Below are 17,944 nucleotides of genomic sequence, written 5' to 3'. Positions count from 1 at the left end.
GGCCGCGGCCGCCGCTGGCGTCCGCTGTCGCACCCTTTTCACGCGCTTCACCCAGTCATTTAGAAAGTCTTCCCATGAGTCTCCAATGCGGTATCGTCGGCCTGCCTAACGTCGGCAAATCCACCCTGTTCAACGCCCTGACCAAGGCCGGCATCCCGGCCGAGAATTACCCGTTCTGCACCATCGAACCGAACGTCGGCGTGGTCGAAGTACCCGACCCGCGCTTAAAGGCGCTGGCCGAGATCGTCAAGCCCGAGCGCGTGGTACCGGCGGTGGTCGAATTCGTCGACATCGCCGGGCTGGTGGCCGGCGCCTCCAAGGGCGAAGGCCTGGGCAACCAGTTCCTCGCGCACATTCGCGAAACCGACGCCATCGTCAACGTCGTGCGCTGCTTCGAGGACGACAACGTGGTGCACGTGGCCGGCAAGATCAGCCCGCTGGACGACATCGAAGTGATCCAGACTGAGCTAGCGCTGGCCGACATGGGCACGGTGGAAAAGGCGATCCACCGCGAAAACAAGAAGGCGCGCTCGGGCGACAAGGACGCCGCCAAGCTGGTCGCGCTGCTGGAACGCATCATGCCCGCGCTGAACGACGCCAAGCCGGTGCGCGCGCTCGGCCTGGACGCCGAGGAAATGCTGCTGATCAAGCCGTTGTGCCTGATCACCGCCAAGCCGGCGATGTACGTCGCCAACGTTGCCGATAACGGCTTCACCAACAACCCGCTGCTGGACCAGTTGTCAGCCTACGCCGCCTCGCAAAACGCACCGATCGTGGCGATTTGCGCCGCCATCGAATCCGAAATCGCCGACCTGGACGATGCCGACAAGGCCGAATTCCTGGCCGACATGGGGATGGAAGAGCCGGGCCTGGACCGCCTGATCCGCGCCGCCTACAAGCTGCTCGGCCTGCAGACCTACTTCACCGCCGGCGTCAAGGAAGTGCGCGCCTGGACCATCCACGCCGGCGATTCGGCACCGCAGGCGGCCGGCGTGATCCACACCGACTTCGAGCGCGGCTTCATCCGCGCCCAGACCATCGCCTACGAAGACTTCATCGCCTACAAAGGCGAGCAAGGAGCAAAGGAAGCCGGCAAGATGCGCGCCGAAGGCAAGGAATACATCGTCAAGGATGGGGATGTGTTGAATTTCCTGTTCAACGTCTGATGGTGCCTGGAGGTGCCTGGAAGGCGCTCGCCAAGTTGAACCCCACAGCGCAAGGATGACTGGTGATTCTGTAGCGCCCCGATCGCGAGCGTTACGAAAACGAAAAACGCCAGAAAGTCAATGCCGCATGTCACCGCTGTCCGACGGCAGGCATGGTATACCTGCTGGTGACGCGCCGGTAGCGGCGCGTCGTCCGTCATCCGACGACTGCGATTCGCTCACCAGATAAAAAAGGAGAAACCAAATGGACACCTGGCTGACCACCCTGAAGACCGCCACCCCGCAAGAGGGTTTTGAACTGGCCATCAAGCTGGCCCGGATGGGCGTCAAGTACACCCAGCCGTCGGCCGAAGTGCGCGACAAGCTGCGCCCGGAATACGGCGAAAGCGCCGACAGCCTGATCGCTTCGTCGCAGGTGGTGGCCACCAATTTCCAGACCGTCGCCGCCGCCAACGGCTACTGGCGCGGCTGAGCGGCTGCCGCCGTCGGTGCGGCGCCGGGTGCAACCGGCAAGTCTTCAAGGTCGCCGAAGCGCACGATCACCGGCGCCTTGGCTCCTTCCCGGATCAGGGTTTCGGCCGCGCGCTGGATCGCTTCGCGTCCCTGCTCGAAGGCGCCGCGGTGATGCTGGCCGGGGATGCGGTACACCGCCGCCAGCCGGTTCAGCTCGGCGTAGGGCATGGTGCAGCGCACGCTCTGGTTGTTGACGACGACTTCGAAATCGACGCCGTCTTCCTCCGGATACAGTTCGTCGCTGAATTTGAAGGTGGAGTAGCGGTCGACGGTGGTGGTCGGCATGCCGCGTCCGGTGCGGTGCCGCAGCGAGGGCCTTGGCGGCATCAGTTCGGTTCTGGCGACTGCCTCGATGCGGGCGATTTCGGCATCAACCTCTGGCCGCAGTTTTTCCAATTGAGTGGCGCGCGCGCCCGGGTCAAGCGCCGCAGACTGCGCGATGCGTTCGGCGTGGCGGCGCAACTGCAACAGCGGCGCGATCAGGCCGGCGTCGGGCGCGCGCTCCAAAGGGAGGTACAGCAACGCCAGACCCAGTTGCTGCGCCTGCGGCACCAGTTCGGCTGGCGCCAACATGCGCGAACCGTCGTACAGCAGCCGGCGCGCCTCGTGCCCGAGCGCCAGCGCGGTGTCGATGAATTGCCGCTCGCGCTTTTTGTCGCGCCGCCGTACCTGCCAGGCCGAGAGCGCATAAATCGCCAGCGCCAATAGCGCCGCCAGCACCACTCCCATGGCCTGCAGCCACGCGGCCAACACCTGCTGTCCGGCGGCCCATTCCGATAGTGCGGCCATGCCACGCCTTTCGCCCGGCTGTCGATGCCGATCGTGCTTCATGCTGCGCCGACCTTGCTGCCGCAGCAAGAGTTGCGCCCGGGATTCCATTCATTGCATGACCTCGCTCAAGCATCCGGCGCGCCTCCTGTCGACTTAGCTGCAGGCGGTCGGCGTGGCATACTTTCGCCTGTTCCCATTTATTTCCAGCCAACTCATGCCAACCCTGACCGCACTGACGCTGTATCCGATCAAATCCTGCGCCGGCATCGCGCTCTCCGAAGCGACGCTGACCGAAGCCGGCCTGATGAGCGAGCAAATTTACAACCGCGAATGGATGGTGGTCGATTTGGAAGGCAATTTCCTGACCCAGCGCGAGCACCCGAAGATGGCGACCATCGTGCCGCGCATCCGGACCGAAACCCTGGAGTTGCGCGCGCCCGGTATGCTGCGGCTGGACATTCCACTCGGCCTGCCGCACCCGGACGAGGCGCGCACGATTGCCGTGCGGGTCTGGGATGACAGGCTGGAAGCGCTGGATTGCGACGATCTCACCGCCGCCTGGTTTTCCAGTGCGCTTGGCGTGCCGTGCCGGCTGGTGCGCTTTCATCCGGATGCGCGCCGCATCGCCAGCCTCGACTGGACCGGCGGCATCGAAGCGCCGACCATGTTCGCCGACGGCTTTCCGCTGCTGGTACTCAGCCAGGCCTCGCTCGACGACCTGAACCGCAAGCTGGCCGCGCAGGGACGCGCGGCGCTGCCGATGAACCGTTTCCGGCCCAGCCTGGTGATCGATGGGGTGGAGGCGTTCGAGGAGGATTTCGCGGCCTCGATCGCGATCGGCGACGCGCGCCTCAAGCCGGTCAAGCCCTGCCCGCGCTGCCCGATCCCGTCGGTCGACCAGGCCAGCGGCGAAGTCGGCCCCGATCCGCTGGATATCCTGCGCGGCTATCGCGCCAGCCCGAAGCTGGATGGCGGCATCGCCTTCGGCATGAATGCGATCGTGACGGCGGGCGCCGGACAGGTGCTGCGGGTGGGCCAGGAAATCGAGGTCGAACTGGCGCTGTGAGTTATTTGGCGCCGGTGCAGTTGTCGCCGGCGGCGGCATTCGCCGCCAGCTTCTGCTTCAGCCAGCGCTCGACCGAGGGGAAGACGAATTTCGAGACGTCGCCGCCCAGGGTGGCGATCTCGCGCACGATGGTGCCGGAAATGAACTGGTACTGATCGGACGGCGTCAGGAACAGCGTCTCGACATCCGGCAGCAGGTAGCGGTTCATGCCGGCCATCTGGAATTCGTATTCGAAGTCGGACACCGCGCGCAGGCCGCGCACGATCACGCGCGCATCGTGGCGCCGCACGAAATCCTTCAGCAAGCCGGAAAAGCTCTCGACCTTGACGTTGGGATAATGCCCCAGCACTTCGTTGGCGATCGTCAGGCGCTCGTCGAGCGAAAAGAACGGCCTCTTGTTCTGGCTGTCGGCAACGCCAACCACCAGACCATCGAACAGGCCGGAAGCACGGCGCACCAGATCTTCATGACCGCGCGTGAGCGGATCGAATGTTCCCGGATAAACGGCTGTGACCATCGCAGCTTCCTCTCGGCGTGACCTGTGAAACGCGCATTATGCCCTACTGCTGCCCGCTTTTGCGTTGCAGCAAATGATAAAACACCAAGCCGGCCCGATCGGCGCGCACAATTTCCCAGTCGTCCATCCAGGCCGGCACCGCATCGCCTTCCAGTGCGGCCTCGTTTTCGACATATACGATAGCGCGTTCCGTCAGCAGCCGCGCACACAGCGGCAGCACCTTCTCCAGCCATTCGCGGTGATACGGCGGGTCGATGAAAATCAGGTCGAAGCGCGGAGCATCGGGCACCCCCTCCGCGGCCCAGGCTTGCGCCAGGCGCAAGCCGTCGGCACGCAGGATCGTCACTTGCTGCGCCTGTAACTTGGCCTTGGTTGCCTCCAGTTGCCGCGCCGCCGGCGTGCTCTGTTCGACCAGCGTCACCTGGGCCGCGCCGCGGCTGGCGGCCTCGAAGCCGAGCGCGCCGCTGCCGGCGAACAGGTCCAGACAGCGCACCCGCGCCCAGTCGCCATCCAGCAGGTGGCCGAGCCAGTTGAACACCGTTTCGCGCACCCGATCCGGCGTCGGCCGCAAGCCCTCCGCGTCCAAGACCGGGAGCGGCGTGCGCTTCCACTGGCCGCCGATGATGCGCACCTGATGCGGCACCGCCGGCCGGCCCCGTGCCGGAGTTTTCTGTCGTTTTTGCATTTACCAGGAGTATGCGTTCAAATCGGCCGATTCCGCCCGTCAGATGGGCGGTTTTTAAAATACTGGCGAATAAGATGAATAAGCCGGTTATTTCCCGGGATTCTCGGCGCCGACGATCACGGTCGACAACTGCTGCTGCACCACCTTGCGCGCAAAGGCGGCGCGGATGTCGGCGATGCCGACCTTGGCCACCTGGTCGGTCCAGGTATCGAGGTAATCCAGCGGCAGGTTGTAAAAGCCGATCAGCGCGATGTTGGCGAGGATCTTGCGGTTGTTGTCGATGCGCAGCGCAAAGCCGCCGATCAGGTTGTCCTTGGCCGCCTGCAGTTCATCCGCGGTCGGGCCGTCGCGCAGGAAGGCCGCCAGCGTCTGGTTCACCAGTTGCAAGGCCTGCTCGGCGTTTTCCTTCTTGGTCTGCAAGCCGATCCGGAACGGTCCTTTTTGCGCCATCGGCATGAAGCTGCTGTAGACGCCATAGGTCAAGCCGCGCTTTTCGCGCACCTCGGCGGTCAGGCGCGAGACGAAACCGCCGCCGCCAAGGATGTAATTGCCGACCATCAGCGCGAAATAATCCGGGTCGCCGCGCACTTCGGCCGGCATGCCGAGCAGGATGTGCGCCTGCGAGGCCGGGTGCGGAATGCGCTGCTGCTGCGCGCGCGCTTCCGGCACCGGCGGCATCGCCGGCAAGGGCGCGCCCTGCGGCAGGCGCAGCGTCAGTTGGCGCGCGATTTCCTCGGCCTCGGCGCGCGTGACGTCGCCGATGATCGCGATCACCGCGCGATTGGCGACGTAGTGCGTGCGGTGAAACAGCGCCAGGTCGTCGCGCGTGATGGCTTCGACCGAGGCCACCGTCGCCTCGTTGGCGTATGGATGATTGCCGTACAGCAGGCGCCAGAAGGCCTTGCCGGCGATCGCCTCGGGCCGCGTCAGGTCTTCCTTGATGGCGGCGATGGTGCGCGCCTTGTCGCGCGCCAGCAAGTCTTCGGGAAAGCTCGGCTGCGCCACGATGCGCGCCAGCAGCTTGACCGCCCGCTCGCGCTCCGCCTGGCTCGACAGACTACGCAGGGACAGGCTGCCGCGCTCGGCATCGGCGCCGCCGCTGCGCTGGGCGGCGATGTCGGCGAAGGCATCGGAAATCTGCGCCTCGGACAGCGCCGGCTCCAGCGTCATGTACGCCGGGTCGGCCGGACCGCGCTCACCATCGCCGAAGCGCTCCTCGCGCACGCCGCGCGCCAGCATCGCATTGGTCAGCGCCGCCAGGCCGGCCTTGTCGGCCGGATCGCGCCGGTTGCCGGCATCGAAATCGAGATTGACGTCGACGATCGGGATCGAATGGTTTTCGACGAACAGCACGCGCGCGCCGTTGGCCAGCGTCCAGTTCTGGATCTGCAGCGCCGCCTGCGCGCTGAAGCTGAAGCAGGCGACGAAACTGGCGGCAATGACGAGGATCAGTTTTTTCATCGGGGTAGCCGGTTATGGGGAACAGGGGCGGCGCATCTGGCCGCGCCGCGATATCGGAGTTAGCGCAGCAGGCCGGCCGCCGCCGGCGCCGGCTTCTTGTCCGCCAGCGGCAACGGCACCAGGGTTGCGACCGTCAGGCTGTCGTCGCCGAAATATTTTTGCGCCACCGCCTGCACCTGCTGCGCGCTGACCGCTTTCAGGCGCTCGATGATGCGATCGTTCAGGCGCTGCGAAATGCCGCTCATTTCCAGCATTCCGATCTCCATTGCCTGGCCGAAAATCGAATCGCGCTTGTAGATCTGGCTTGCCACCAACTGCGTCTTGACCCGCTCCAGCTCGGCTGCGGCCACTCCGTCCCGGGCGACGCGCTGCACTTCGGCGCGCAGCTTCTGTTCCAGTTGTTCAGTGGAAACGCCGGCCACCGGCTCGCCTTCCAGCGTGAACAGGACCGGGCCGCGCGCGGTGCCGGAATAACTGGCGCCGACCGCGTTGGCAACGCGCTCGGTGCGCACCAACGTCGCATTCAGGCGCGCATTGTCGTAGCCGTCGAGCACCGCCGCCAGCACCTGCAGCGCGAACACGTCGTCATCGCGTTCGACATCCGTCAGGCGCGGCGCCTTGAACGCCAGCGCCACGTTCGGGTTTTCCGCCGGCGCCTTGACCGTGACGCGCCGCATCCCCTTCTGTGCCGGCTCGTCCTGCGGCTTGCGCACCGGCAGCGTCTTGGCCGGGATGGCGCCGAAGTATTTTTGCGCCAGCGCATGCACCGCTTGCGCGTCGACATCGCCGGCCACGACCATGGTGGCGTTGTTCGGCGCATACCAGCGATCGTGCCAGGCCTTGGCATCGTCCACCGTCATGTTTTGCAGGTCGTCCATCCAGCCGATCACCGGGCGGCGGTACGGATGGGCGACGAAGGCGGCCGCATTCAGCGCCTCGTCCACCTGCGCGCCCGGCTGGTCGTCGGTGCGCAGCCGTCGCTCTTCCATCACCACCTTGATTTCCTGCGCGAACTCGGCCGGATCGAACACCAGGTTGGCCAGGCGGTCGGCTTCCAGCGCCATCACCGCCTCCAGCTTCGATTTCTCGATTTGCTCGAAATAAGCGGTGTAGTCCTTGCTGGTGAAGGCATTTTCGCGCCCGCCCAGCGCCGCCACGCGGCGGCTGAATTCGCCCGGCTTCAGCGTCTTGGTGCCCTTGAACATCATGTGCTCCAGCGCATGGGCGACGCCGGTGGTGCCGTTGAATTCGTCGATCGAGCCAACCCGGTACCAGATCATGTGCGCCACGGTGGGCGCCCGATGGTCTTCCTGGACGATGATCTTCATGCCGTTGGCCAGCATGAATTCCTGGGCCGGCGCCGCCTGCGCCAGCAGGCACCAGCCCAGCCAAAGCCAGGCCAGCGCGATTGCGCGAATCGAAAATTTCATGGTCGGTGCTCTGTTAGAATGCGGGTGATTGTATATCCTTGCCCGCTACCCCGCTGTGGGCATTCTCGCCTGGCTGCCGATGTTTAGTTTCTTCAAGAAAAAACCCAAACCCGAAACCACCGTCGCGCCCGAGCCAGCGCTGCCGATTCCGGCGCCCGCCCCGAATGCCGCGGCGCCCGCTCCGGCACCAACCACCCTGGCGGCCACCGATGACGGGGTCGTGATCCCGGCCGCCGCCAACCCGGAACAGAAAAAATCCTGGATCGCGCGCCTGAAAACCGGGCTGGCCAAGACTTCGTCCAGCCTGACCATGATTTTCGTCGGCGCCCGCATCGACGACGCGCTGTACGAAGAGCTGGAAGCGGCGCTGCTGATGGCGGATGCCGGGGTCGATGCCACCCAGTTCCTGCTTGGCGCACTGAAGAAGAAGGTCAAGGACGAGAAGTTGACCGAGGCGCAGCAAGTCAAGCAAGCCTTGCGCGCGCTGCTGACCGAATTGCTGTCCCCGTTGCAAAAGCCGCTGGTGCTGGGCCGCCATCAGCCGCTGGTGATGATGATCGCCGGCGTCAACGGCGCCGGCAAGACCACCACCATCGGCAAGCTGGCCAAGCATTTGCAGGCGCATCGACAATCCGTGCTGCTGGCGGCTGGCGACACTTTCCGCGCGGCCGCGCGCGAACAACTAACGATTTGGGGCGAACGCAACAATGTGGCCGTGATCGCGCAGGAATCGGGCGACCCGGCCGCGGTCGCCTTCGACGCGGTGCAGTCGGCGCGCGCGCGCGGCACCAGCGTCGTGATGGTCGATACTGCCGGCCGCCTGCCGACCCAGTTGCACCTGATGGACGAGCTGAAGAAGATCAAGCGCGTGATCGGCAAAGGCATGGAAGGCGCCCCGCACGAAGTGCTGCTGGTGATCGACGGCAACACCGGCCAGAACGCGCTGGCCCAGGTCAAGGCTTTCGATGCCGCGCTGGAACTGACCGGGCTAGTGATCACCAAGCTGGACGGTACCGCCAAGGGCGGCGTGCTGGCGGCGATTGCGCGCAGCAACCCGGTGCCGGTGTATTTCATCGGCGTCGGCGAAAAGATCGAAGACCTGCAACCCTTCGATGCGGCCGAATTCGTCGATGCACTGCTGGGCTGAGCGGAAGCGAGCACGATGACCGCCATGATCGAATTCCAGCGGGTCGGCAAGCGCTATGCGGCCGATGCGGTGGCCCTGCGCGAGGTTTCGCTGGCCGTGGAACGCGGCGAGTTGGTGTTTCTGGCCGGGCCGTCCGGCGCCGGCAAATCGACGCTCTTGAAATTGATCGCCGGCATCGAACGCCCGAGTTCCGGCACGGTGCTGGTGCAGGGGCAGGACATCGGGCGCCTGAAAAGCGCCGGCCTGCCGTGGCTGCGGCGCAAGCTGGGCCTGATCTTCCAGCAGCAGTCGCTGTTGAACGACCGCCCGGTGCTGGCCAACGTGATGCTGCCGCTGCTGGTCTGCGGCGCCGCCCGCGCCGAAGCCGAAAAGCGCGCGCGCGCCGCGCTCGACAAGCTGGGCCTGCTGGACAAGGCGGCGGCCGAGCCGCTGGCGCTGTCCGGCGGCGAGCAGCAGCGGGTGGCGATCGCGCGCGCGATCGTCAACCGGCCGCAGATTATCCTGGCCGACGAGCCGACCGCCAACCTTGACCGCGCCAGCGCCAACCAGGTACTGGATGCGCTGAAATCGTTTCACGCGGTCGGTGTCACTTGCCTGATTTCCACCCACGACGAGCAATTCCTCGATTCGGCCAACCGCGTGGTGTTCCTGGATCACGGCCAGGTAACCGAAACCTGGCGCCGGCAAGAGCCGGCGGAGGCGGGCGCATGAAAGGCTGGCTGCGGCAGCATCGCTTCGCGCTGGCGGTGGCTTGCGCCCATTTGCTGAAGTCGCCGGCCAGCTTCGCGCTGAACGTGCTGGTGGTAGCGATCGCCTTCGCGCTACCGATCGCCGGCCTGACCCTGCTGGAGAATATCCGGCCGGTGTCGGCGCAACTGGCGGTGGAGCCGGAAATCAGCATTTTCCTCAACATGGACACCTCACGCGAGCAGGCCAAGGCGCTGGCGCCGGCGATCCGGCGCGTGTTGCAGCAGCAGGCGCAGGGCGCCGCCAAGCTGGAATTCGTGCCGCGCGAGCAGGCGCTGGACGCGCTGAAGGACAAGAGCGGCCTGTCGGATGCGCTGGCCACCCTCGGCTCCAACCCGTTGCCGGACGGCTATGTGCTGAAACTGCCGGGTTTTCAGGATGCCGCCGACGCCGCCGGCATCGATACCCTGGCGACCCGCTTGCAGGCGCTGCCGGGAGTGGAAGCGGTGCAGGTCGATTCCGCCTGGGTCAAGCAGCTGGCGGCGCTGCTGCGCATTCTGCGCCTGTCCTTGCTGCTGCTGGGAGCGACGCTGGCGGTGGTGGTGATCGCCGTGATCTTCAACACGATCCGCCTGCAGGTGATGACGCAGCGCGAGGAAATCGAGGTCTCGCGGCTGGTCGGCGCCACCGATGCCTTCATCCACCGGCCGTTTTACTACAGCGGCGTGCTGCTTGGCCTGTGCGCCGGCGGCGTGGCGATGGGCGGCGTGGCGCTGGCGCTGCAACCGTTGAACCAGGCGATTACCGAATTCGCCCGGCTGTACGCATCGGACTTCCGCCTGGCGCCGCTCGGATTGTCGACCACGCTCAGCCTGCTGGCGGTAGGCGCGCTGCTGGGGCTGGCGGGTGCGCTGCTATCGGTCAGGCGCCATCTGGCCCGGCTAAGCTGAATTCACTTTCCTGCGGCTGACAACATACTACCCGCCGTATTTTCAATGCCGCCCTATATATCAGCGAAATTCACCTGTTTTACAACATACCCTGACCAACATCAATTTCCGATGGGGATTGATTGATTCTGTCGCGCTTTCCTTTGTGGTAACGCAACTTTCGGCCTTCGATTCATTCTAATCTCTTGATTTGAAGAGCAATCAATCCAGTTTGATTCATAGCTGTCAGCTATAGCGTCGTTCAATTGCCGCAATTAGCACTCGACAGGTAGGAGTGCTAAAATTGATCAATGAATTGCTTGATGGCTGTTCCAGAAGCAAAGCAACGCCGCACATTATTGGGAGAAACGATGAAATCACGCTCTGCGCAAGCTGCACTGATTCCAGTGAACAACACTGCCTTGGCGCTCGGTTTTACCGGAGGCCTGGGCAATATCGATGCCTACATCTCGGCCGTCAACCGGCTGCCGATGCTGACCCACGACGAGGAAGTCTCGCTGGCACGCCGCCTGCGCGACAGCAACGACCTGGCCGCCGCGCAAGAGCTGGTGCTGTCGCACCTGCGGCTGGTGGTGTCGATTGCGCGCGGCTACCTGGGCTATGGCTTGCCGCATGCGGACCTGATCCAGGAAGGCAACATCGGCCTGATGAAGGCGGTCAAGCGCTTCGATCCGGACCAGGGCGTGCGCCTGGTGTCGTATGCGATGCATTGGATCAAGGCCGAGATGCACGAATACATCCTGAAAAACTGGCGCCTGGTCAAGGTCGCGACCACCAAGGCGCAGCGCAAGCTGTTCTTCAACCTGCGCAGCCACAAGGAAGGGCTGGACACGATGACGCCGGCCCAGGTCGACGCCCTGGCGCAGACCCTGAACGTCAAGCGCGAGGAAGTGATCGAGATGGAAACGCGCCTGACCGGGCGCGACATCGCACTGGAAGCGCCGACCGACGACGATGACGAGAAATTCGCGCCGATCGGCTACCTATCGTCCGAGCTGCATGAGCCGACCAGCGTGCTGGAAGCGCAGCAATACGACCGCCTGCAGTCGGAAGGCCTGGAAAGCGCGCTCGGCAAGCTGGATGACCGCTCGCGCCGCATCGTCGAGGCGCGCTGGCTGGCCAACGACGACGGCTCGGGCGCCACGTTGCACGAACTGGCCGGCGAGTTCGGCGTGTCGGCCGAACGCATCCGCCAGATCGAGGCGGTGGCCTTGAAGAAGATGAAGGGTTCGCTGGCCGAATACGCTTGAAGCCAGGCCGAGCCAGGCTGAAAACGAAAAGCGCCCGCAGGGGCGCTTTTTTTCTGGGCAGCGGCCGCCGGACGTAGTGCCGGAGCGCGCCCGGGATAAACATATACTCTAGAATGAAACAGCCGAATCCGCCCTGAAAATGGTGGATTTTACAACATACTCCAGCGATCAGGACAGCAGCAGCTTCAAGTCATGCACGATCGGCTCGGCACCCTGCCCGTGCCGGATGAACAGGCGGATGCGGCCCTGCGGGTCGAACACATAGCTGCCGGCGGTGTGATCCATCGTATAGCTGCCCGGCTCCTTGCCCGGCACTTTCTGGAAGAACACCTTGAATTCCTTGGCCACCTTCTCGGTCGCCGCCTGGTCGCCGTACAGGCCGAGGAAACGGGAATCGAAGGCCGGCACGTATTTCGCCAGCAATTCCTGCGTGTCGCGCGCTGGATCGACGGTCACGAACAAGACCTGCACGCGCTCGGCCAGCGGCCCCAGTTCCTGCATCACGCCGGCCATCTCGGCCATCGTGGTCGGGCAGACATCCGGACATTGGGTATAGCCGAAGAACACCACCACCGCCTTGCCCTTGAAGTCGGCCAGCGTACGCGGCTTGCCATTGTGGTCGGTCAGCGCAAAATCGCGCGCATAGTCGAGCCCGGTGACGTCGGTATTCTTGAACTTGCCGGTACTTTGCGCCGGCGCCGAACCGCCCGCGCCCTTATCGCCGCAGGCGGCCAGCGCCAGCAGCATCAGCAGCGCGAACAAGGCGCGCCGCAGGTTCATGTTCATGACCATTCCACAAACCTCAAATAGTGATCCACCAGCAAGGCGGCAAACAGCAAGGACAAGTAGACGATCGAATAGGCGAAGGTCTTGCGCGCGATCCGGTCGCTGTAATGGCGGTAGATCTGCCATGCGTACCAGAGGAAAATCGCGTCCAGCACCAGCGCGCCGGCCAGATACAGCCCGCCGCTCATGCCGACCGCGAACGGCAGCAAGGTGGTCGCCACCAGCGCGATCGTGTACAGCAGCACATGAAACTGGGTGAATGCCAGGCCGTGCGTGACCGGCAGCATCGGCAGGCCCGACTTGACGTAATCGTCGCGCCGGTACAGCGCCAGCGCCCAGAAATGCGGTGGCGTCCAGATAAAGATGATCAACACCAGCAACCAGGCCTGCATCGGCACGTCGTTGGCGATCGCGGCCCAGCCCAACGCCGGCGGCATGGCGCCGGCCAGGCCGCCGATGACGATGTTTTGCGGCGTGGCCGGCTTCAGCACGATGGTATAGATCACCGCATAGCCGACGAAGGTGGCAAAGGTCAGCCACATGGTGAGCGGATTGACGAAGTTGTACAGCACCCACATGCCGATGCCGCCGATCATGCCGGAAAACGCCAGCGTCTGCGCCACCGTGATTTCGCCGCGCGCCATCGGCCGGCGCGCGGTGCGCGCCATGCGCGAATCGATTTCGCGCTCGACCAGGCAATTGACCGCGAAGGCGGCGCCGGCCAGCAGCCAGATGCCGATGGTCGCGGCCACCACCCGGCGCCAGTCGGGCAGCTCCGGCGTCGCCAGGAACATGCCGATCACCGCGCAGAACACCGCCAGCTGTGTCACGCGCGGCTTGGTCAGGGCCCAGTACTGGGCCAGGCGATTGGGGGAAATGGTCAGGGTAGTCATGAGTGAGGGTTCCGCAGATAGCCCGGCGCCGACTGGCCACTATGCACGGAAGCCGGCGCGTGCAAGGGCAGATATCTGGTCCTGAAGTTTAGCATGACCAGCAGCAACACCAGCAGCGCGGCGCCGCCATTGTGCACGACCGCGATCGCCAACGGCCAGTTCAGGAATACGGTGGCCAGCCCGGTCGCGAGCTGCAGCGCCAGCGCCGCCAGCAGCCAGCTCCCAAGCTGGCGCACATGCCCGATGCCAAGCGCGCGCCAGCCGAGCCAGGCCAGATAGGCGAAGACCACGAAGGCAAAGCTGCGATGGGTCCAGTGAATCGCGGTCAGAGCCGGGAACGGCAGGTATTCGCCGTCCACCGTCTTGCCCAGTTCGCGCCAGGCGGAAAAGCCGTGGGTAAAATCCATCTGCGGCACCAACGCGCCGTGGCACAGCGGGAAATCGGTGCACGCCACGGCCGCGTAATTGGTGCTGACCCAGCCACCCAGCGCGATTTGCACCGCAAGCAGCAACAGCCCGAAGCCGGCGGCGCCGGCCAGGACCGGCGCCGCCGCGCGCTGCGCCAGCGGGTCGTTCTGGCGCACGCCGAACCAGGTCAACAGCGCCAACAGGCCCAGGCCCAACATCAGATGAGTGGTGACGATGATCGGCTGCAGCTTCATGGTCACGGTCCAAGCGCCGAATGCGCCCTGCAGGCAGACGAAGACCAGCAGCACGCTGGGCAGCGCCGGGGAAAACTTGCGGTCGCGCCGTTCCGACTTCAGCCACATGCGCCAGGCGATCACCACCAGCGCGATGATCAGGACGCCAACCGCCATCGCCAGATAGCGATGGATCATCTCGATCCAGGCCTTCATCACCGTCACCGGGCCATCCGGCAGTAGGGTTTCGGCGGCGCTGATATGCGCATGGGCTTGCAGCGGATTGGCGTGCCCGTAGCAGCCCGGCCAGTCGGGGCAGCCGAGGCCGGAGTCGGTCAGGCGGGTAAAGGCGCCGAACATGATCAGGTCGAAGGTTAAAAACAGCGTGATCCAGCCTAACTTCCGGTATTTGTCGGCATCGCCCGAGGCCCAGACCACGGTCAGCGGCAGCAATGCCACCAGCACGCCCATCAGCGCAAGTTGAATCAGCATGTGACTATCCTATGCTCGACGCTTTCAACAGCCGCGTCAGGTCTTTCTTGATCTTGTTGGGGTCGGCGTCCTTCGGAAAACGCATCATCAGGTTGCCGAGTGGGTCGATCATGTAGATATGATCGGCGGGGCTAGTTCCGGCCTCGGTCGGCAGCCAGTCTTTCAGCGCCTCGGGCTTGACGCGCAGCAGATGGGTGCCGTCATATTCGCGCAACAGCATGGTTTCGACCGGCTCCCGGTCGGTGATCAGCCAGACCCGCTCGACCCTGTTGCGGTCCCGCCCCTGGGTTAGGCGCAACTGCCGCATTTCAAACAGCTTGGTGCGGCAGGCCTGCGCGCATTCGGCACGATCGACTTGCAGCATGATCCATTTGCCCTGGTAGGCATCGAGTCCGGCCGGGGTGCCGTCCAGCGCCGTCGTATCGAGCGCCGGCATCGGATGATTACGCGGGTCGAGCAGGGTGCCGTAATTGGTGCGCGCCTGCGGCTTCAGTACATAGTAGGTGAAATAGGAGGCGATCAGCGGCGAAGCGCAGACCGCGAGAATCGCCAGGAGCTTCCAGCGGCCGCGTGCTTGCTTATTTCTTTCCATTCCGAAATCCCGTTGCAATAAAAAATAACACCGCCATCAGGGCCAGCGCATACCACTGGAAGGCATAGCCGCGATGCGTCTCGACGCCGGAGGACGGCCGTGGCCAGTCACGCTCCAGGCCGTCATGCGTGTCGCTCGCCTGCTCCAGCAGGAAGGGCTGGAATGCCAATTTGCTGGCCTCGCCGAATTCGGCGATGTCGAGATTTTGCACGATTGCCCACGGCCGCACCACGTCGGCCCGACCCAGGCTCAGCAGGCGACCCGGATTGCGGCGCGCCACGCCCTCGATCTCGATCGTCCCGGGCGGTGTCGTCAGCGCCGGCAGTCGGGTGCGGTCGGCCGCATCGCGCGGCAGCCAGCCTCGCGCCACCAATACGTAGCGCCCACTGCCGGCGAGGTGAAACGGCATCAGCAGGTAAAAACCGGCCACCCCGTGCAGCGGCCGGTTGTCCAGATAGACCGGCCAGTCGGCAACGAATTCGCCGCGCGCCACGACACGACGAAATTCGACTTCCTCCGGCGCCAGCGGCGCAGCGCCCAAGCGCAGCGCCGGCAGCGCCTGCCGGCTCACCAGTTGTGCCTCGATCGCCTGCTTTTCGGCGGCTCGCCGCGTCTGCCACTGGCCCAAGGCGACACCCGCCAACACCACGATCAGCGTTGCCACCAGCGGAATTGCCCTGAAGCGGAATGTGATTCGCATTACAATGTCGCTTTATCTGCTGGCTACCGCCGCACGCCGGAGCGGCGCGGGAACTCCCTTGAAAATCGTTGTCGTCGTCGCGTTTGTCCTGATCATCGCCAGCCTCGGTTCGGCGCTGGTATTCCTGATGAAGGACCGCGGAAAGAGCGATCGTACCCTACATGCGCTGGCGTTGCGGGTCGGATTTTCAATCGCCTTGTTCCTGCTGCTGCTGATCGGCTACCGGCTCGGCTGGATTGCACCAACCGGCATTCGCTACTGAAGCATGATCCGAAGCAGCCGCCGATAGGCGTCATCAGCAAAAAAGCCGCACCGAAGTGCGGCTTTTTCATGACTGGAACTGGAACCAGGCCAGCTTACAGCCAGTAGATCACCACGTACAAACCGAGCCAGACCACGTCCACGAAGTGCCAGTACCAGGCGGCTCCTTCGAACGCGAAATGATTCTCGGGCGTGAAATGCCCCTTCAATACCCGGTACAGCACCACCGACAGCATGATGGCGCCGACCGTCACGTGGAAGCCGTGAAAGCCGGTCAACAGGAAGAAGGTCGAGCCATACGCTCCCGAGGTCAACTTCAGGTTCAGTTCGGTGTAGGCGTGAATGTATTCATAAACCTGGAAGCCCATGAAGGTGGCGCCCAGCAAAATCGTCAAGAACAGCCAGAAAGCCGTCTTGGCGCGCGCGCCGGCGCGCAAGGCGTGGTGCGCAATCGTCAGGGTGACACCGGAAGTCAGGAGCAGCGCAGTGTTGATGGTCGGGATCGGAAACGGTCCCATGGTCTGGAATTGCTCGACCGTGCCGGCCGGCCCGACATTACCCCAGTGCGCGACGAAATCGGGCCACAGGATCTTGTGATCCAGATCGCCCAGCCACGGCATCGACACGCTGCGCAGGTAGTACAGGCCGCCAAAGAAGCTGCCGAAAAACATGACCTCAGAAAAAATGAACCAGGCCATGCTCCAGCGATAGGAGACGTCGATCCGGGCGCTGTACAGGCCACCCTCAGACTCGGCAATCGAATCCCCAAACCAGTTGTACAGCACCACCAGCAGGGAGAATATTCCCAGCAGGTTGGCGTACGGACCCCAGCCATAGCCGTTCAGCCAGGCGGTGCCGCCCACCATGGTCAGGAACAGCGCGGCGCCGGCCAGCACCGGCCACCTGGATGGCCCCGGCACAAAATAATACGGCGCACTAGCGTGTTGAGAAGCCATCTTCATTTCTCCCGATACGATTTCAAAGTAAGTTGCTTATTGTTATGCCGCGACCGCGATTTTGACCAGCATCACCAGCACACCGATAAAAATCGAGACGCCAATCAGTGCCGCAATAATCACATGAACCGGGTTCAGGTGTACCGCATCTTTTTCGTAGGCGCTTCTCTTTCTGACTCCGAAAAAAGACCAGAATACCGCTTTCATCGCCGCTACAAAGGACAGCCTGTCACCTTCGCGCTTGCCTGGGTCTTGCATATCCACACCTCAACCCGATTTCTTGTCCGGGCCGCCAATCTCGAAAAAGGTATAAGACAAAGTGATCGTCTTGATATCCTTCGGTAGTGCCGGATCGATGAAAAACACCACCGGCATTTGTTTCGCCTCGTTCGGCCCCAAGGTCTGCTGCTGGAAACAGAAGCATTCCACCTTCTTGAAGTGCGGCGACGCCTGTTGCGGCGCGTAGCTCGGGATCGCTTGCGCGTTGACGCTGTGCGCCTGCGTATTCACCACCTCATAAACCACCTGGGCCATTTCGCCCGGATGCACCTGCATGCTATTGACGGTAGGCCGGAATCTCCACGGTCCATGCGAATTGGCGTCAAATTCGATCGTCACGGTGCGGCTGCGATCGACCTGGGTATTCTCGACCGGCGGCGCCGTGCCATCTTTCAATGCCAACACATTGATTCCGGTGATCTCGCAAATTTTCTTGTAGACCGGAACCAGCGCATAACCAAAACCAAACATCAGCACAGCCACCACCAGCAGCTTGCCCAGCATCTGCGAATTCAGTTTTCCGGTTTCGCCGCTGGCGCCGCCACCGGAATCATGTTTTTCCATCTCAGGTAAACCACATCCTTTTGACTACCAGACCGAGAAAAAAGGCCAGCGCAATCGACGCTAAAATCAGCCCGGTCTTGAGGTTATTCGGATTCTTCCGAGGCATGCGAAATCGGCAGGCATCCGCCTGCCGCCCT

The 17,944-nt window shown here is 63.7% G+C and carries 22 protein-coding genes; 8 read left to right on the top strand and 14 right to left on the bottom strand.

The window, feature by feature from the left end:
- Positions 1-74 precede the first annotated feature (74 nt).
- Together ychF and ACK2VC_RS11520 are read left to right on the top strand one after the other, a co-directional pair.
- On the top strand, positions 75-1,166 hold the full coding sequence (gene ychF / locus ACK2VC_RS11525) for a redox-regulated ATPase YchF (RefSeq protein ID WP_486730497.1): 1,092 nt from the start codon (positions 75-77) through the stop codon (positions 1,164-1,166).
- Positions 1,167-1,410: 244 nt separating this feature from the next.
- Positions 1,411-1,638 (top strand): hexameric tyrosine-coordinated heme protein, encoded by a 228-nt coding sequence (locus ACK2VC_RS11520; protein WP_486730496.1) that lies wholly within the window; start codon positions 1,411-1,413, stop codon positions 1,636-1,638.
- Here ACK2VC_RS11520 and ACK2VC_RS11515 read toward each other — a convergent pair.
- Positions 1,623-2,468, bottom strand: a complete 846-nt coding sequence (locus ACK2VC_RS11515) for a DUF1488 family protein (RefSeq protein WP_486730495.1) — start codon at positions 2,466-2,468, stop codon at positions 1,623-1,625. The genes ACK2VC_RS11520 and ACK2VC_RS11515 overlap by 16 nt on opposite strands.
- Before the next feature lie 196 nt (positions 2,469-2,664).
- Here ACK2VC_RS11515 and ACK2VC_RS11510 point away from each other — a divergent pair, with 196 nt between their 5' ends.
- On the top strand, positions 2,665-3,516 hold the full coding sequence (locus tag ACK2VC_RS11510; RefSeq protein WP_486730494.1) for an MOSC domain-containing protein: 852 nt from the start codon (positions 2,665-2,667) through the stop codon (positions 3,514-3,516).
- A gap of 1 nt (position 3,517) precedes the next feature.
- Here the strand turns inward: ACK2VC_RS11510 and coaD are convergent, their stop codons facing one another.
- From coaD to ACK2VC_RS11490, 4 genes are all read right to left on the bottom strand, one after another.
- Positions 3,518-4,033 carry a pantetheine-phosphate adenylyltransferase gene (coaD, locus tag ACK2VC_RS11505; RefSeq protein ID WP_486730493.1) on the bottom strand — a complete coding sequence of 172 codons (516 nt, stop codon included), beginning with the start codon at positions 4,031-4,033 and terminating at the stop codon, positions 3,518-3,520.
- A 43-nt stretch (positions 4,034-4,076) separates the two neighbouring features.
- Positions 4,077-4,718, bottom strand: coding sequence for a 16S rRNA (guanine(966)-N(2))-methyltransferase RsmD (rsmD, locus tag ACK2VC_RS11500; RefSeq protein WP_486730491.1), 642 nt, complete (start codon positions 4,716-4,718; stop codon positions 4,077-4,079).
- An 87-nt stretch (positions 4,719-4,805) separates the two neighbouring features.
- Complete coding sequence (locus tag ACK2VC_RS11495) at positions 4,806-6,179, bottom strand: M16 family metallopeptidase (RefSeq protein WP_486730490.1); 1,374 nt, start codon at positions 6,177-6,179, stop codon at positions 4,806-4,808.
- A gap of 59 nt (positions 6,180-6,238) precedes the next feature.
- The gene (locus ACK2VC_RS11490; protein ID WP_486730489.1) at positions 6,239-7,609 is read right to left on the bottom strand and encodes a M16 family metallopeptidase; all 1,371 of its coding nucleotides are present in this window, start codon (positions 7,607-7,609) and stop codon (positions 6,239-6,241) included.
- Between the two features lie 79 nt (positions 7,610-7,688).
- Here ACK2VC_RS11490 and ftsY point away from each other — a divergent pair, with 79 nt between their 5' ends.
- The 4 genes from ftsY (at position 7,689) to rpoH (ending at position 11,643) form a co-directional block, all read left to right on the top strand.
- The gene (ftsY, locus tag ACK2VC_RS11485; RefSeq protein ID WP_486730488.1) at positions 7,689-8,756 is read left to right on the top strand and encodes a signal recognition particle-docking protein FtsY; all 1,068 of its coding nucleotides are present in this window, start codon (positions 7,689-7,691) and stop codon (positions 8,754-8,756) included.
- 24 nt (positions 8,757-8,780) lie between these two features.
- A complete protein-coding gene (locus ACK2VC_RS11480; RefSeq protein WP_486733223.1) occupies positions 8,781-9,467 on the top strand; it encodes a cell division ATP-binding protein FtsE in 687 nt (228 codons plus the stop codon).
- On the top strand, positions 9,464-10,393 hold the full coding sequence (gene ftsX / locus ACK2VC_RS11475) for a permease-like cell division protein FtsX (RefSeq protein WP_486730487.1): 930 nt from the start codon (positions 9,464-9,466) through the stop codon (positions 10,391-10,393). The genes ACK2VC_RS11480 and ftsX overlap by 4 nt, the downstream gene beginning before the upstream one ends.
- 350 nt (positions 10,394-10,743) lie before the next feature.
- Entirely contained in the window at positions 10,744-11,643 is a 900-nt protein-coding gene (gene rpoH, locus ACK2VC_RS11470) for an RNA polymerase sigma factor RpoH (RefSeq protein WP_486730486.1), read from the top strand.
- A 168-nt stretch (positions 11,644-11,811) separates the two neighbouring features.
- Here the strand turns inward: rpoH and ACK2VC_RS11465 are convergent, their stop codons facing one another.
- The 5 genes from ACK2VC_RS11465 to ACK2VC_RS11445 are packed head-to-tail and all read right to left on the bottom strand — an operon-like array spanning position 11,812 to position 15,747.
- On the bottom strand, positions 11,812-12,423 hold the full coding sequence (locus tag ACK2VC_RS11465) for an SCO family protein (protein WP_486733222.1): 612 nt from the start codon (positions 12,421-12,423) through the stop codon (positions 11,812-11,814).
- Between the two features lie 2 nt (positions 12,424-12,425).
- Positions 12,426-13,322 (bottom strand): heme o synthase, encoded by an 897-nt coding sequence (gene cyoE, locus ACK2VC_RS11460; RefSeq protein ID WP_486730485.1) that lies wholly within the window; start codon positions 13,320-13,322, stop codon positions 12,426-12,428.
- Positions 13,319-14,455, bottom strand: a complete 1,137-nt coding sequence (locus tag ACK2VC_RS11455) for a COX15/CtaA family protein (RefSeq protein ID WP_486730484.1) — start codon at positions 14,453-14,455, stop codon at positions 13,319-13,321. Before ACK2VC_RS11455 ends, cyoE begins: the two co-directional genes overlap by 4 nt.
- Positions 14,456-14,459: 4 nt before the next feature.
- The gene (locus tag ACK2VC_RS11450) at positions 14,460-15,047 is read right to left on the bottom strand and encodes an SCO family protein (RefSeq protein ID WP_486730483.1); all 588 of its coding nucleotides are present in this window, start codon (positions 15,045-15,047) and stop codon (positions 14,460-14,462) included.
- Positions 15,034-15,747: an SURF1 family protein gene (locus ACK2VC_RS11445; protein WP_486730482.1), complete on the bottom strand. Its 714-nt coding sequence runs from the start codon at positions 15,745-15,747 to the stop codon at positions 15,034-15,036. The genes ACK2VC_RS11450 and ACK2VC_RS11445 overlap by 14 nt, the downstream gene beginning before the upstream one ends.
- A gap of 58 nt (positions 15,748-15,805) precedes the next feature.
- Here ACK2VC_RS11445 and ACK2VC_RS11440 point away from each other — a divergent pair, with 58 nt between their 5' ends.
- Positions 15,806-16,009, top strand: coding sequence for a twin transmembrane helix small protein (locus tag ACK2VC_RS11440; protein WP_486730481.1), 204 nt, complete (start codon positions 15,806-15,808; stop codon positions 16,007-16,009).
- A 94-nt stretch (positions 16,010-16,103) separates the two neighbouring features.
- Here ACK2VC_RS11440 and ACK2VC_RS11435 read toward each other — a convergent pair whose 3' ends face one another.
- From ACK2VC_RS11435 to ACK2VC_RS11420, 4 genes are read right to left on the bottom strand one after another with little or no spacing between them, the layout of a single operon-like run.
- Positions 16,104-16,970: a cytochrome c oxidase subunit 3 gene (locus tag ACK2VC_RS11435; RefSeq protein WP_486730480.1), complete on the bottom strand. Its 867-nt coding sequence runs from the start codon at positions 16,968-16,970 to the stop codon at positions 16,104-16,106.
- A 36-nt stretch (positions 16,971-17,006) separates the two neighbouring features.
- Positions 17,007-17,222: a DUF2970 domain-containing protein gene (locus tag ACK2VC_RS11430; protein ID WP_486730478.1), complete on the bottom strand. Its 216-nt coding sequence runs from the start codon at positions 17,220-17,222 to the stop codon at positions 17,007-17,009.
- 9 nt (positions 17,223-17,231) lie between these two features.
- On the bottom strand, positions 17,232-17,807 hold the full coding sequence (locus tag ACK2VC_RS11425; RefSeq protein WP_486730477.1) for a cytochrome c oxidase assembly protein: 576 nt from the start codon (positions 17,805-17,807) through the stop codon (positions 17,232-17,234).
- Between the two features lies 1 nt (position 17,808).
- Positions 17,809-17,913: a cytochrome oxidase small assembly protein gene (locus ACK2VC_RS11420; RefSeq protein WP_486730476.1), complete on the bottom strand. Its 105-nt coding sequence runs from the start codon at positions 17,911-17,913 to the stop codon at positions 17,809-17,811.
- Between the last annotated feature and the right edge of the window lie 31 nt (positions 17,914-17,944).

The sequence above is a fragment of the Herbaspirillum sp. WTB6 genome (assembly GCF_057457785.1).
The sequence above is the reverse complement of the archived record's forward strand: the minus strand, read 5'-3'. Positions and strand labels throughout refer to the sequence as shown.